Annotated in this window: 5 protein-coding genes, 9 tRNA genes and 5 rRNA genes; all 19 read right to left on the bottom strand. The window is 50.7% G+C overall.

Annotation, left to right across the window (positions count from 1 at the left end; genetic code table 11):
* Positions 1-2,430 (bottom strand): ATP-dependent protease ATP-binding subunit ClpC, encoded by a 2,430-nt coding sequence (gene clpC / locus ACZ5Q7_RS04730; protein WP_343751388.1) that lies wholly within the window; start codon positions 2,428-2,430, stop codon positions 1-3.
* 18 nt (positions 2,431-2,448) lie between these two features.
* Positions 2,449-3,513 carry a protein arginine kinase gene (locus ACZ5Q7_RS04725; protein ID WP_343751386.1) on the bottom strand — a complete coding sequence of 355 codons (1,065 nt, stop codon included), beginning with the start codon at positions 3,511-3,513 and terminating at the stop codon, positions 2,449-2,451.
* Entirely contained in the window at positions 3,510-4,037 is a 528-nt protein-coding gene (locus ACZ5Q7_RS04720) for a UvrB/UvrC motif-containing protein (RefSeq protein WP_343751385.1), read from the bottom strand. The genes ACZ5Q7_RS04725 and ACZ5Q7_RS04720 overlap by 4 nt, the downstream gene beginning before the upstream one ends.
* Positions 4,038-4,049: 12 nt before the next feature.
* Complete coding sequence (locus ACZ5Q7_RS04715; RefSeq protein WP_343751384.1) at positions 4,050-4,517, bottom strand: CtsR family transcriptional regulator; 468 nt, start codon at positions 4,515-4,517, stop codon at positions 4,050-4,052.
* A gap of 344 nt (positions 4,518-4,861) precedes the next feature.
* Positions 4,862-5,560, bottom strand: a complete 699-nt coding sequence (locus ACZ5Q7_RS04710) for an MgtC/SapB family protein (RefSeq protein ID WP_343751383.1) — start codon at positions 5,558-5,560, stop codon at positions 4,862-4,864.
* A 330-nt stretch (positions 5,561-5,890) separates the two neighbouring features.
* A 5S ribosomal RNA gene (gene rrf / locus ACZ5Q7_RS04705) occupies positions 5,891-6,006 on the bottom strand.
* Between the two features lie 153 nt (positions 6,007-6,159).
* Positions 6,160-9,083, bottom strand: a 23S ribosomal RNA gene (locus ACZ5Q7_RS04700).
* Between the two features lie 149 nt (positions 9,084-9,232).
* Positions 9,233-10,801, bottom strand: a 16S ribosomal RNA gene (locus ACZ5Q7_RS04695).
* 175 nt (positions 10,802-10,976) lie between these two features.
* Positions 10,977-11,052, bottom strand: a tRNA-Ala gene (locus ACZ5Q7_RS04690).
* A 5-nt stretch (positions 11,053-11,057) separates the two neighbouring features.
* A tRNA-Pro gene (locus ACZ5Q7_RS04685) sits at positions 11,058-11,134 on the bottom strand.
* 5 nt (positions 11,135-11,139) lie between these two features.
* A tRNA-Arg gene (locus ACZ5Q7_RS04680) sits at positions 11,140-11,216 on the bottom strand.
* 6 nt (positions 11,217-11,222) lie between these two features.
* Positions 11,223-11,310 (bottom strand) — tRNA-Leu (locus ACZ5Q7_RS04675).
* A gap of 22 nt (positions 11,311-11,332) precedes the next feature.
* Positions 11,333-11,407: transfer RNA gene (locus ACZ5Q7_RS04670), tRNA-Gly, on the bottom strand.
* A 16-nt stretch (positions 11,408-11,423) separates the two neighbouring features.
* A tRNA-Leu gene (locus ACZ5Q7_RS04665) sits at positions 11,424-11,505 on the bottom strand.
* Positions 11,506-11,511: 6 nt separating this feature from the next.
* Positions 11,512-11,584, bottom strand: a tRNA-Lys gene (locus tag ACZ5Q7_RS04660).
* A 6-nt stretch (positions 11,585-11,590) separates the two neighbouring features.
* Positions 11,591-11,666: transfer RNA gene (locus tag ACZ5Q7_RS04655), tRNA-Thr, on the bottom strand.
* Positions 11,667-11,676: 10 nt separating this feature from the next.
* Positions 11,677-11,752: transfer RNA gene (locus tag ACZ5Q7_RS04650), tRNA-Val, on the bottom strand.
* Positions 11,753-11,766: 14 nt separating this feature from the next.
* A 5S ribosomal RNA gene (gene rrf, locus ACZ5Q7_RS04645) occupies positions 11,767-11,882 on the bottom strand.
* Between the two features lie 153 nt (positions 11,883-12,035).
* Positions 12,036-14,960 (bottom strand): 23S ribosomal RNA (locus ACZ5Q7_RS04640).
* Together the 16S, 23S and 5S rRNA genes with 9 tRNA genes alongside form the textbook arrangement of a ribosomal RNA operon.
* Positions 14,961-15,008: the final 48 nt, after the last annotated feature.

Genomic DNA, 15,008 nt, shown 5'->3' with positions numbered 1-15,008 from the left:
TTACGACAGAATCGTAAATTCCCCTTTATTATTTAAGCCGATTTTTACTTTTTCCCCTTTGGAGATAGTTTCCTTCAGCAATTCTTCCGACAGCATATCCTCAACATTTTTTTGGATGGATCTGCGCAGCGGCCGGGCACCATATTCGGGGTCAAACCCTTCATTGGCAATCTTATCCACCGCTTTATCCGTCAGCGTGAATTCAATACCCTGTTCCGTCAAACGGGTCTGCAACTGTTTAACCATCAGCTGGACAATATATTTCATATGCTTGCGTTCAAGTGAGTGGAATACAATGGTCTCATCAATCCGGTTCAGAAATTCAGGACGGAATGCTTTTTTAAGTTCCTCGGTCACTTTGGACTTCATGTTCTTATGATCTTGTTCTTCATCATCAAGAGTGAATCCAACATATTTATTCCGTTTCAGTTCATCGACACCGACATTGGATGTCATAATCAGGACGGTATTGCGGAAATCAACGACGCGTCCTTTAGAGTCCGTCAGCCTTCCATCCTCCAACACTTGCAGCAGAATGTTGAAAACTTCCGGGTGCGCTTTTTCCACTTCATCCAGAAGAATGACAGAATAAGGCTTGGTCCGCACTTTTTCCGTCAGTTGACCACCTTCTTCATAACCGACATATCCTGGAGGTGAGCCAACTAGGCGGCTGGTGGCGTGTTTTTCCATGTACTCAGACATATCGATCCGGATCATGGCTTCTTCATCAGCAAACATTGATTCTGCCAACGCCCGTGCAAGCTCCGTTTTACCGACACCGGTTGGCCCGAGAAAAATGAACGAGCCGATGGGACGCTTCGGATCTTTCAAACCGGCGCGCGCCCTGCGGATAGCTTTAGCCACGGCATCCACAGCCTCATCCTGGCCGATAACCCGATCATGCAATGTTTCTTCCAGATTCAAAAGGCGCTCACTTTCATCTTTTGTAAGACGGGAGACGGGTACACCAGTCCATGTGGAGACGACTTTCGCTACATCTTCTACGGCTACCTCGGATGATTCCTGCCCCTGCTTCTCTTTCCATTGATTCTTCGTTTCTTCCAATTCCTCTCGCAACCGCTGTTCTGAGTCACGCAACGACGCCGCTGTTTCAAATTCCTGACCCTGTACGGCGGAATCCTTTTCTTTGCGTACATCAGCCAGTTTTTGCTCCAGTTCTTTTAAATCCGGCGGTATCGCATATGAACGCAGGCGAACTTTGGAACCAGCTTCATCGATCAAATCAATGGCTTTATCCGGGAGAAAACGTTCGGTGATGTAACGGTCGGACAGCGAGACGGCTGTTTCAATTGTTTCATCCGGAATGGTGACACGGTGATGGGCTTCATAACGGTCACGCAACCCTTGCAAAATCTGCACCGTTTCGTCCAAGGTTGGTTCATCAACTTGAATCGGTTGAAATCTTCGCTCAAGAGCCGCATCTTTTTCAATATATTTGCGGTATTCGTCAAGTGTGGTGGCACCTATGCATTGCAGCTCACCACGGGAGAGGGCCGGTTTTAGTATGTTGGAAGCATCGATGGCCCCTTCTGCACCGCCTGCTCCAATCAACGTATGCAATTCATCTATGAACAGAATGATGTTGGACGCCTGACGAATTTCTTCCATGACTTTTTTCAACCGTTCCTCAAACTCACCACGGTATTTCGTTCCAGCCACAACAGTCCCCATATCCAGCGTCATCACGCGTTTATCACGCAATATCTCCGGAATTTCATTCTGCATGATTTGTTGTGCCAAACCTTCTGCAACAGCTGTTTTCCCAACACCGGGCTCACCGATCAGAACCGGGTTGTTTTTAGTACGACGGCTGAGAACCTCAACGACCCGTTCAATTTCTTTGCTGCGACCAACGACAGGGTCAACATTGCCTTCTTTGGCGATTTCCGTCAAATCGCGTGCCAGCGAATCCAATGTCGGTGTGCTCGCATTCGATGATTGCGCTCCCCGCCCTTGACGTCCTGTCTGTGACTCATTGCTGCCAAGAAGCTGCAGAACTTGCTGACGCGCTTTGTTGAGACTGACACCAAGATTATTCAGGACACGTGCGGCCACACCTTCTCCTTCACGTATGAGACCAAGCAATATGTGCTCGGTGCCGACATAGGAATGGCCAAGTTTACGTGCTTCGTCCTGGGACAATTCAACGACCTTCTTCGCTCTTGGCGTATAATGAATCGTCTGCATCGGCTGGTTGCCGGATCCAATTAATTTTTCCACTTCTTCCTGAATTTTGGATACTTCCAACCCCAGTGATTCCAATGCCTTTGCCGCAATTCCATTTCCTTCGCTGACAAGGCCAAGCAAAATATGTTCGGTGCCTATATTATTATGTCCAAGCCGTACTGCTTCTTCCTGGGAAAGCGCCAGCACCTTTTGCGCTCGTTCTGTAAATCGTCCAAACATCATAGCTATGTCTCCTCCTAACTAATTTTCCAGTTTCACACGTTCACGGATAAGCGATGCTCTTAATATATCCCGCTCATTAGGTGTCAGCGATTTTTGAGCATATTGCTGCAGAAATCCCGGCTGTGTAAGTATCATCAGCTCATTGAATATATTCCCTGTGACACCATCAATAATGCCCAAATCGATGCCGAGCCGTACATCAGATATACATGTTGCCGCTTCCTTTGACTCCATGACGCGACTGTATGCCAACAATCCATAAGAACGATAAATCCGGTCTTCCAACCGCTTGCCTGACTGTTCCATAATTCGGTTTCGTGCTTTGCGTTCATGTTCAATAAGCTGCCGGGCGACACTTTGCAAATCCTCAACGATATCTTCTTCTGATTTTCCAAGTGTAATTTGATTGGATATCTGAAAAATATTGCCCGTGGCCTCACTTCCCTCACCATAAATGCCACGCACGACAAGGCCGAGTTGGTTAATCGCCGGTATCATGCGCGTGATCTGTTGGGTCCATGCCAAGGCAGGCAAATGCATCATCACCGAAGCACGCATGCCTGTACCAACATTGGTCGGGCATCCTGTTAAGTAACCGCGCTTTTCATCAAATGCGTAATTAACTTTTTCCTCCAGCCAGTCATCCAACTCAAATACATTACTCAGGGCTTCCGAAAGCTGAAAACCGGGAAAGTACAGCTGCAGACGAAGATGATCCTCTTCGTTTACCATAACCGATACCTGTTCATTTTCAGATATCAGGACAGCGGATGAGTGATCCTGCTCTGCCAAATGAGGGCTGATTAAGTGCTTCTCAACAAGCACGCGTCGCTCCACCGGTGTTAATTGCTGAATAGGTATAAATGAAAACGACGTATAATCCTGAAATGATTGATGTTCATACTCATCCCGGATAAATGAACTGATGCTCTCCAAATCGGATTCATTAGCCAGAATCGGAAACGAATATTGGGCAAAATTACGTGCCAGACGGATTCTGCTGCTTAAGACAATATCACTGTCGGGACCATCTTCGCGCATCCATGGACTGATAGCCTCATTCATAAATTGCTGCAGCGTCATGCATCATCACCCCCCATTTCCTTTTTTAACGCATTGATTTTATCCCGAACCGTTGCAGCATCTTCAAAGGCCTCATTTTTTATTAAACGCTGCAACTCTTCTTTATATGCGTTCATTTGTTTTTTAATACGCATATCGCCGCCTTTTCGGGCGGGAATCTTCCCATGGTGTGCTGTATTTCCACTGTGCACACGACGGAACATAGGGTCCAGGTACTCTTCAAAGGTCTGATAACATTGGGAACAACCAAATTTTCCGAGCTTTTTAAATTTGGACAGCGTCATTTCACATTTGGGACATTGTAGTTCGTTTTTCTGCTGTTTTGGTGTATGCTGCTGATTATCAATCGGTGGGCTGAACAATCCGGACAATAATTGGTGCAGGGAATAACCTTCTTCCGGATAGGTCATATACCCTTTCTCTTTTGCACATACATCACATACATACACTTCTGTTTTGTCACCGTTGATAACCTGCGTATAACGAAGCGTTGCCGGACGCTGTTGGCATTCCTGGCATTCCATGGCATTCCCCCCTCACTTATTCAAATATTTTAATGTCGTCAACATCGATGTCATAATTCGGGCACGGATTTCATCACGCAACGGCAGCTGAAAAGCTAATGTCTCCCGCTCAATGGCACTCAGCATAATTCGAGCCTCGCGTTCGGTGACAAGTTCTTCCTCCAGAAGCCGCTCCATGACGTCATAAGCTGCCTGCTGCGAACAACTTGGCTGGATCATGGCCATAATATCATCAATTAAATCCGCCCAGTCTTGATGCTTAATTCGGATAATGCGGATATAACCACCGCCACCACGCTTACTTTCCACTATATAACCCTTTTCCACAGTAAAGCGTGTTTTAATCACATAATTAATTTGTGACGGAACACATTGAAATCGATCAGCAAGTTCACTGCGCTTAATATCAATAGCATCCTTGCCGGCAGAATCAAGAATTTGTTTTAAATATTCCTCTATGATGTCCGAAATGTTCCGCATAAACCCTCCTCCTCTTACCATATGAGCGAACGTTTATTTGTTTGCTTGCATTTACCTTATTTGACTTTGACTATCTTTGACTATACTTATATTATACGATATACACACTGAGATGCAAGAAAAATCTATTTCTATTGTAGACAAATCGATGAAAAACGAAACATGAAAACCAGTTCATAAATAATACGCTACCCAGACAACATAATATGAATAATTTTTCGCGATATCATGACCCAACATCTTGGAAGGCTATCGGAAAAATATAAAACCTTGTGCCGTACAGACACAAGGTTTTATACCGCACAAACAGATAATAGCTTATACGGCAAACAGAGCAATCCAAATTATTTTCGCTCCGCAGCATGTTTAATATAGTCCAGTTTTGTAATATCCTCAAAAAGAGACGAGCGATCCATTTCCTCACCAGGGTCAACTGTTATAAATATATGGCGTAAATCGTTTTCGGTGCGGCTGATTTCAACCCGCTTCAATACCAATTGATGATGTTCAAAGACACCAATCGCATGATTAAGTTCCAATCCGGGCATAGCAATGATTTCAACGACGTATGATGACTTCCCCTTCTTAAATACCTTCTCAAAATTATTTAAAAATACAAGACTTAATAATATGATGACTGTAGTAAACACGGCGGACGCATACATACCTGCACCAACGACAAGCCCCAGACCTGCAACCGTCCATATAGAAGCGGCTGTTGTAAGCCCGCGTATCGTCATCCCATTGACGATAATCGTTCCAGCTCCGAGGAACCCAATACCACTGATAACATAAGAAGGAATTCGAGCCGGATCAAACCGTATATTATCGTAAGCGTCAATCATCCACTCAAAACCATACAACGAAAGCACCATCATCAAACACGCCCCCACCCCGACCAAGATGTGCGTTCGAAATCCGGCAGAGTGATTTTTCAATTCCCGTTCAAAACCAATTAATCCGGATAAAATTAAGGCAATAACGATACGTATCATAATGGTTACAAAATGATCCCCGACGAGCAAATCCCAATATCCGTCCATGTGACGTCCACGCTCTCCTTCCCTTTATAATCCAATCCGTTCGCATGTTTTTCCTGATATAAGTCTATGCAGAACGTAGATTATCATTAAAATAATGCTGCCTATTGTTTGAATATGGTTGGTATATAAACAGATATGTTCATCATTACTATACGGTCCGGTATCGGTATTCATGTTATCGGTAAATTAAATTCCATTAAATAATGCTCATTTTTTGGCCAATAATTACCGTCTGATTGTTAATACTAATCAGAAATAATAGTCACCTTTGAAATACAAAAATAAAGAGGCTAAACCATCAATCAAATGGTCAGCCTCTTTTTTTGCTATGCCTGGCGGTGTCCTACTCTCGCGGGGGCAAAGCCCCAACTACCATCGGCGCTGGAGAGCTTAACGGCTGTGTTCGGCATGGGAACAGGTGTGTCCTCTCCGCTAATACCGCCAGACCTAAGTTGTGACAATAGACGATGATTGATACCCAAACCCGATGTCATCAAGGACAAGGATTATTATAGCGATTATCGTCGAAAAATGCAAGGGTTTTTTTAATTGCACCCTGAAAACGGAATAAGAACATTAGGCCATTCCAATGTGAATGTGTGGTTAAGTCCTCGATCGATTAGTATCCGTCAGCTTCACGTGTTGCCACGCTTCCACCCCGGACCTATCTACCTCCTCGTCTTGGAGGGATCTTACTCACTGAACGTGATGGGAAGTTTCATCTTGAGGGGGGCTTCATGCTTAGATGCTTTCAGCACTTATCCTGACCACACGTAGCCACCCAGCCGTGCTCCTGGCGGAACAACTGGTGCACCAGCGGTGTGTCCATCCCGGTCCTCTCGTACTAAGGACAGCTCCTCTCAAACTTCCAACGCCCACGACGGATAGGGACCGAACTGTCTCACGACGTTCTGAACCCAGCTCGCGTACCGCTTTAATGGGCGAACAGCCCAACCCTTGGGACCGACTACAGCCCCAGGATGCGATGAGCCGACATCGAGGTGCCAAACCTCCCCGTCGATGTGAACTCTTGGGGGAGATAAGCCTGTTATCCCCGGGGTAGCTTTTATCCGTTGAGCGATGGCCCTTCCATGCGGAACCACCGGATCACTAAGCCCGACTTTCGTCCCTGCTCGACGTGTCAGTCTCGCAGTCAAGCTCCCTTATGCCTTTGCACGCTGTGAATGATTTCCAACCATTCGGAGGGAACCTTTGGGCGCCTCCGTTACCTTTTGGGAGGCGACCGCCCCAGTCAAACTGCCTGCCTGACACTGTCTCCGGACCGGATCACGGCCCTGGGTTAGAATGTTCGTACAGCCGGGGTGGTATCCCACGGATGCCTCCACGTAAGCTGGCGCTCACGCTTCGACGGCTCCCACCTATCCTGTACAAGCTGCACCAACATTCAATATCAAGATGCAGTAAAGCTCCACGGGGTCTTTCCGTCCTGTCGCGGGTAATGCGCATCTTCACGCATAGTATAATTTCACCGGGTCTCTCGTTGAGACAGTGCCCAAGTCGTTGCACCTTTCGTGCGGGTCGGAACTTACCCGACAAGGAATTTCGCTACCTTAGGACCGTTATAGTTACGGCCGCCGTTTACTGGGGCTTCGGTTCAACGCTTCGCGCGCCGAGCGCGCTAACGCATCCCCTTAACCTTCCAGCACCGGGCAGGTGTCAGTCCCTATACATCGCCTTTCGGCTTTGCAGAGACCTGTGTTTTTGGTAAACAGTCGCTTGGGCCTGGTCACTGCGGCTCACGTAAGTGAGCACCCCTTCTCCCGAGGTTACGGGGTCATTTTGCCGAGTTCCTTAACGAGAGGTCTCCCGAACACCTTCGGATACTCTCCGTGCCTACCTGTGTCGGTTTGCGGTACGGGCACCTGTGAACTCACTAGAGGCTTTTCTCGGCAGTGTGAAATCCGGAACTTCGGTACTTGATTTCCCTCCCCGTCACAGCTCAGGATCCGTTGAGCGGATTTGCCTGCCCAACACCCTTGCTGCTTGGACGCACACATCCATCGGTGCGCTTTCCGTATCCTTCTGCGTCCCCCCATCGTTCCAACGCTCACGAGGTGGTACAGGATTATAGACCTGTTAGCCATCGCCTACGCCTTTCGGCCTCGGCTTAGGTCCCGACTTACCCTGAGCGGACGAACCTTCCTCAGGAACCCTTAGGCATTCGGTGAAAGAGATTCTCACTCTTTTTTCGCTACTCATACCGGCATTCTCACTTCCAGACGCTCCACCGGTCCTCACGGTCCGACTTCGCAGCATCCGGAACGCTCTCCTACCATTGTTCGATGAACAATCCGCAGCTTCGGTGATACGTTTAGCCCCGCTACATTATCGGCGCAGCGTCACTCGACCAGTGAGCTATTACGCACTCTTTAAATGATGGCTGCTTCTAAGCCAACATACTGGTTGTCCGGGCAACGCCACATCCTTTTCCACTTAACGTATACTTGGGGACCTTAGCTGGCGGTCTGGGCTGTTTCCCTCTCGACCATGAACCTTATCACCCATGGTCTGACTCCCAAGGTGTTACGTTGCCGGCATTCGGAGTTTGACTGAATTCGGTAACCCGATGAGGGCCCCTCGTTCAATCAGTGCTCTACCTCCGGAACGCATGCCTTGAGGCTAGCCCTAAAGCTATTTCGGAGAGAACCAGCTATCTCCGTGTTCGATTGGCATTTCACCTCTACCCACACCTCATCCCCGCATTTTTCAACATACGTGGGTTCGGGCCTCCTGTCAGTGTTACCTGACCTTCACCCTGGACATGGGTAGATCACACGGTTTCGGGTCTGCGCCCGTATACTTATGCGCCCTGCTTCAGACTCGCTTTCGCTACGGCTCCGTGTTGGCCACTTAACCTTGCATACGAACGCAACTCGCCGGTCCATTCTACAAAAGGTACGCCGTCACCCATTAACGGGCTCCGACTACTTGTAGGCACACGGTTTCAGGGTCTTTTTCACTCCCCTTCCGGGGTGCTTTTCACCTTTCCCTCACGGTACTGGTTCACTATCGGTCACCGGGGAGTATTTAGCCTTGGGAGATGGTCCTCCCAGATTCCGACGGAATTTCTCGTGTTCCGCCGTACTCAGGATCCACTCCGGAGGAAATGGCTTGTCGACTACAGGGCTCTTACCTTCTCCGGCCGGTCATTCCAGACCGTTTCGTCTAAGCCATTTCTTGATGACTCCCATGGAGTGTCCTATCAACCCCGGAAAGCTATCTTTCCGGTTTGGGCTGGTTCCGTTTCGCTCGCCGCTACTCGGGAAATCGCGTTTGCTTTCTTTTCCTCCGGGTACTGAGATGTTTCAGTTCCCCGGGTGTGCCGTGCGCATCCTATGAATTCAGATACGCATGCTGTCCCATTACGGACAGCGGGTTCCCCCATTCGGAAATCCCCGGATCAACGTCTGCTTACGACTCCCCAGGGCATATCGGTGTTGGTCCCGTCCTTCATCGGCTCCCGGTGCCAAGGCATCCACCGTGCGCCCTTGGTCACTTAACCATTGTTTCATTATTAATCATTGAAATGGATGGCTCTTATTCCGTTTTCAAGGTGCAACAACCACCAAAGGTGGCTGATTCATGAGGGTTGCTCCCTCAAAACTGAACCAAACAGCCATGTATGACATCCGTTTTCTCATTCGTCCTTAGAAAGGAGGTGATCCAGCCGCACCTTCCGATACGGCTACCTTGTTACGACTTCACCCCAATCATTGGCCCCACCTTCGGCGGCTGGCTCCAAAATGGTTGCCTCACCGACTTCGGGTGTTGCCAACTCTCGTGGTGTGACGGGCGGTGTGTACAAGGCCCGGGAACGTATTCACCGCGGCATTCTGATCCGCGATTACTAGCGATTCCGGCTTCATACAGGCGAGTTGCAGCCTGCAATCCGAACTGGGAATGGTTTTGTGGGATTGGCTATCACGTCGCCGCTTCGCGTCCCTTTGTTCCATCCATTGTAGCACGTGTGTAGCCCAGGTCATAAGGGGCATGATGATTTGACGTCATCCCCGCCTTCCTCCGGTTTGTCACCGGCAGTCACCTTAGAGTGCCCAACTTAATGCTGGCAACTAAGATTAAGGGTTGCGCTCGTTACGGGACTTAACCCAACATCTCACGACACGAGCTGACGACAACCATGCACCACCTGTCACTCTGTCCCCGAAGGGAACACGGCATCTCTGCCGCTGTCAGAGGATGTCAAGACCTGGTAAGGTTCTTCGCGTTGCTTCGAATTAAACCACATGCTCCACCGCTTGTGCGGGCCCCCGTCAATTCTTTTGAGTTTCAGCCTTGCGGCCGTACTCCCCAGGCGGAGTGCTTAATGCGTTAACTTCAGCACAAAGGGGCGGAAACCCCCTAACACCTAGCACTCAACGTTTACGGCGTGGACTACCAGGGTATCTAATCCTGTTCGCTACCCACGCTTTCGCGCCTCAGCGTCAGTAACAGACCAGAGAGTCGCCTTCGCCACTGGTGTTCCTCCACATCTCTACGCATTTCACCGCTACACGTGGAATTCCACTCTCCTCTTCTGTACTCAAGTCTCCCAGTTTCCAATGACCGCTCGCGGTTGAGCCGCGAGATGTCACATCAGACTTAAAAGACCGCCTGCGCGCCCTTTACGCCCAATAATTCCGGACAACGCTCGCCCCCTACGTATTACCGCGGCTGCTGGCACGTAGTTTGCCGGGGCTTTCTGGTCAGGTACCGTCAAACCATGGCCCTGTTCGAACCACGCCTGTTCTTCCCTGACAACAGAGTTTTACGATCCGAAGACCTTCATCACTCACGCGGCGTTGCTCCGTCAGACTTTCGTCCATTGCGGAAGATTCCCTACTGCTGCCTCCCGTAGGAGTCTGGGCCGTGTCTCAGTCCCAGTGTGGCCGATCACCCTCTCAGGTCGGCTACGCATCGTCGCCTTGGTGAGCTCTTACCTCACCAACTAACTAATGCGCCGCGGGCCCATCCGTAAGTGACAGCACAAAGGCCGTCTTTCAGCCCTCCCCCATGCGGGGAAAGGCATTATCCGGTATTAGCTCACGTTTCCGCAAGTTATCCCGGTCTTTCGGGCAGGTTGCCCACGTGTTACTCACCCGTCCGCCGCTCGTTCCACAGACGCACGCCCCGAAGGGCGATTGTCTGCTTCCCGCGCTCGACTTGCATGTATTAGGCACGCCGCCAGCGTTCGTCCTGAGCCAAGATCAAACTCTCCAAAAAAGTTTGGGATACGACTGACACCGATCAGCCGTTCATTGGCTTCGCTTGTTTTGTGGATTTCAAGGGGTAAGTCATCCAGCTGATATACACATCAGTTTTCCGACTTCCTGCCTCTGACATCCAACTGTCATACTGGCTGTTTTGTTCAGTTTTCAAGGAGCAACTTTATTACATATGGTGGAGCCTAGCGGGATCGAACCGCTGACCTCCTGCGTGCAAAGCAGGCGCTCTCCCGGCTGAGCTAAGGCCCCAAAACTGGTCGGGAAGACAGGATTTGAACCTGCGACCCCATGGTCCCAAACCATGTGCTCTGCCAAGCTGAGCTACTTCCCGTGATATGGTGCGCCCGAGAGGAGTCGAACCCCTAGCCTTCTGATCCGTAGTCAGACGCTCTGTCCAATTGAGCTACGGGCGCCTATGATGCCGAGGGCCGGACTCGAACCGGCACGGTAGTACGACCTACCGCAGGATTTTAAGTCCTGTGCGTCTGCCAATTCCGCCACCCCGGCGCGGTTTTTACTTGGCATTTTTTGGAGCGGAAGACGGGATTCGAACCCGCGACCCCCACCTTGGCAAGGTGGTGTTCTACCACTGAACTACTTCCGCAGACATATTTATGAAATGCGGGCGGAGGGACTTGAACCCTCACGTCGAAAGACACTAGATCCTAAATCTAGCGCGTCTGCCGATTCCGCCACACCCGCATAAAGTGAGCCATGGAGGATTCGAACCTCCGACCCTCTGATTAAAAGTCAGATGCTCTACCAACTGAGCTAATGGCTCAATAGATGGTGCCGGCCAGAGGACTCGAACCCCCAACCTACTGATTACAAGTCAGTTGCTCTGCCAGTTGAGCTAGGCCGGCATGTGATAAATGGTGGAGGATGCAGGGATCGAACCTGCGACCCCTTGCTTGTAAGGCAAGTGCTCTCCCGGCTGAGCTAATCCTCCGTCATAAATGCTATGCCTGGCGGTGTCCTACTCTCGCGGGGGCAAAGCCCCAACTACCATCGGCGCTGGAGAGCTTAACGGCTGTGTTCGGCATGGGAACAGGTGTGTCCTCTCCGCTAATACCGCCAGACCTAAGTTGTGACAATAGACGATGATTGATACCCAAACCCGATGTCATCAAGGACAAGGATTATTATAGCGATTATCGTCGAAAAATGCAAGGGTTTTTTTAATTGCACCCTGAAAACGGAATAAGAACATTAGGCCATTCCAATGTGAATGTGTGGTTAAGTCCTCGATCGATTAGTATCCGTCAGCTTCACGTGTTGCCACGCTTCCACCCCGGACCTATCTACCTCCTCGTCTTGGAGGGATCTTACTCACTGAACGTGATGGGAAGTTTCATCTTGAGGGGGGCTTCATGCTTAGATGCTTTCAGCACTTATCCTGACCACACGTAGCCACCCAGCCGTGCTCCTGGCGGAACAACTGGTGCACCAGCGGTGTGTCCATCCCGGTCCTCTCGTACTAAGGACAGCTCCTCTCAAACTTCCAACGCCCACGACGGATAGGGACCGAACTGTCTCACGACGTTCTGAACCCAGCTCGCGTACCGCTTTAATGGGCGAACAGCCCAACCCTTGGGACCGACTACAGCCCCAGGATGCGATGAGCCGACATCGAGGTGCCAAACCTCCCCGTCGATGTGAACTCTTGGGGGAGATAAGCCTGTTATCCCCGGGGTAGCTTTTATCCGTTGAGCGATGGCCCTTCCATGCGGAACCACCGGATCACTAAGCCCGACTTTCGTCCCTGCTCGACGTGTCAGTCTCGCAGTCAAGCTCCCTTATGCCTTTGCACGCTGTGAATGATTTCCAACCATTCGGAGGGAACCTTTGGGCGCCTCCGTTACCTTTTGGGAGGCGACCGCCCCAGTCAAACTGCCTGCCTGACACTGTCTCCGGACCGGATCACGGCCCTGGGTTAGAATGTTCGTACAGCCGGGGTGGTATCCCACGGATGCCTCCACGTAAGCTGGCGCTCACGCTTCGACGGCTCCCACCTATCCTGTACAAGCTGCACCAACATTCAATATCAAGATGCAGTAAAGCTCCACGGGGTCTTTCCGTCCTGTCGCGGGTAATGCGCATCTTCACGCATAGTATAATTTCACCGGGTCTCTCGTTGAGACAGTGCCCAAGTCGTTGCACCTTTCGTGCGGGTCGGAACTTACCCGACAAGGAATTTCGCTACCTTAGGACCGTTATAGTTACGGCCGCCGTTTACTGGGGCTTCGGTTCAACGCTTCGCGCGCCGAGCGCGCTAACGCATCCCCTTAACCTTCCAGCACCGGGCAGGTGTCAGTCCCTATACATCGCCTTTCGGCTTTGCAGAGACCTGTGTTTTTGGTAAACAGTCGCTTGGGCCTGGTCACTGCGGCTCACGTAAGTGAGCACCCCTTCTCCCGAGGTTACGGGGTCATTTTGCCGAGTTCCTTAACGAGAGGTCTCCCGAACACCTTCGGATACTCTCCGTGCCTACCTGTGTCGGTTTGCGGTACGGGCACCTGTGAACTCACTAGAGGCTTTTCTCGGCAGTGTGAAATCCGGAACTTCGGTACTTGATTTCCCTCCCCGTCACAGCTCAGGATCCGTTGAGCGGATTTGCCTGCCCAACACCCTTGCTGCTTGGACGCACACATCCATCGGTGCGCTTTCCGTATCCTTCTGCGTCCCCCCATCGTTCCAACGCTCACGAGGTGGTACAGGATTATAGACCTGTTAGCCATCGCCTACGCCTTTCGGCCTCGGCTTAGGTCCCGACTTACCCTGAGCGGACGAACCTTCCTCAGGAACCCTTAGGCATTCGGTGAAAGAGATTCTCACTCTTTTTTCGCTACTCATACCGGCATTCTCACTTCCAGACGCTCCACCGGTCCTCACGGTCCGACTTCGCAGCATCCGGAACGCTCTCCTACCATTGTTCGATGAACAATCCGCAGCTTCGGTGATACGTTTAGCCCCGCTACATTATCGGCGCAGCGTCACTCGACCAGTGAGCTATTACGCACTCTTTAAATGATGGCTGCTTCTAAGCCAACATACTGGTTGTCCGGGCAACGCCACATCCTTTTCCACTTAACGTATACTTGGGGACCTTAGCTGGCGGTCTGGGCTGTTTCCCTCTCGACCATGAACCTTATCACCCATGGTCTGACTCCCAAGGTGTTACGTTGCCGGCATTCGGAGTTTGACTGAATTCGGTAACCCGATGAGGGCCCCTCGTTCAATCAGTGCTCTACCTCCGGAACGCATGCCTTGAGGCTAGCCCTAAAGCTATTTCGGAGAGAACCAGCTATCTCCGTGTTCGATTGGCATTTCACCTCTACCCACACCTCATCCCCGCATTTTTCAACATACGTGGGTTCGGGCCTCCTGTCAGTGTTACCTGACCTTCACCCTGGACATGGGTAGATCACACGGTTTCGGGTCTGCGCCCGTATACTTATGCGCCCTGCTTCAGACTCGCTTTCGCTACGGCTCCGTGTTGGCCACTTAACCTTGCATACGAACGCAACTCGCCGGTCCATTCTACAAAAGGTACGCCGTCACCCATTAACGGGCTCCGACTACTTGTAGGCACACGGTTTCAGGGTCTTTTTCACTCCCCTTCCGGGGTGCTTTTCACCTTTCCCTCACGGTACTGGTTCACTATCGGTCACCGGGGAGTATTTAGCCTTGGGAGATGGTCCTCCCAGATTCCGACGGAATTTCTCGTGTTCCGCCGTACTCAGGATCCACTCCGGAGGAAATGGCTTGTCGACTACAGGGCTCTTACCTTCTCCGGCCGGTCATTCCAGACCGTTTCGTCTAAGCCATTTCTTGATGACTCCCATGGAGTGTCCTATCAACCCCGGAAAGCTATCTTTCCGGTTTGGGCTGGTTCCGTTTCGCTCGCCGCTACTCGGGAAATCGCGTTTGCTTTCTTTTCCTCCGGGTACTGAGATGTTTCAGTTCCCCGGGTGTGCCGTGCGCATCCTATGAATTCAGATACGCATGCTGTCCCATTACGGACAGCGGGTTCCCCCCATTCGGAAATCCCCGGATCAACGTCTGCTTACGACTCCCCAGGGCATATCGGTGTTGGTCCCGTCCTTCATCGGCTCCCGGTGCCAAGGCATCCACCGTGCGCCCTTGGTCACTTAACCATTGTTTCATTATTAATCATTGAAATGGATGGCTCTTATTCCGTTTTC

It is taken from the genome of Lentibacillus halophilus, assembly GCF_055395055.1.
This window is presented reverse-complemented; position numbering and strand designations above follow the sequence as displayed.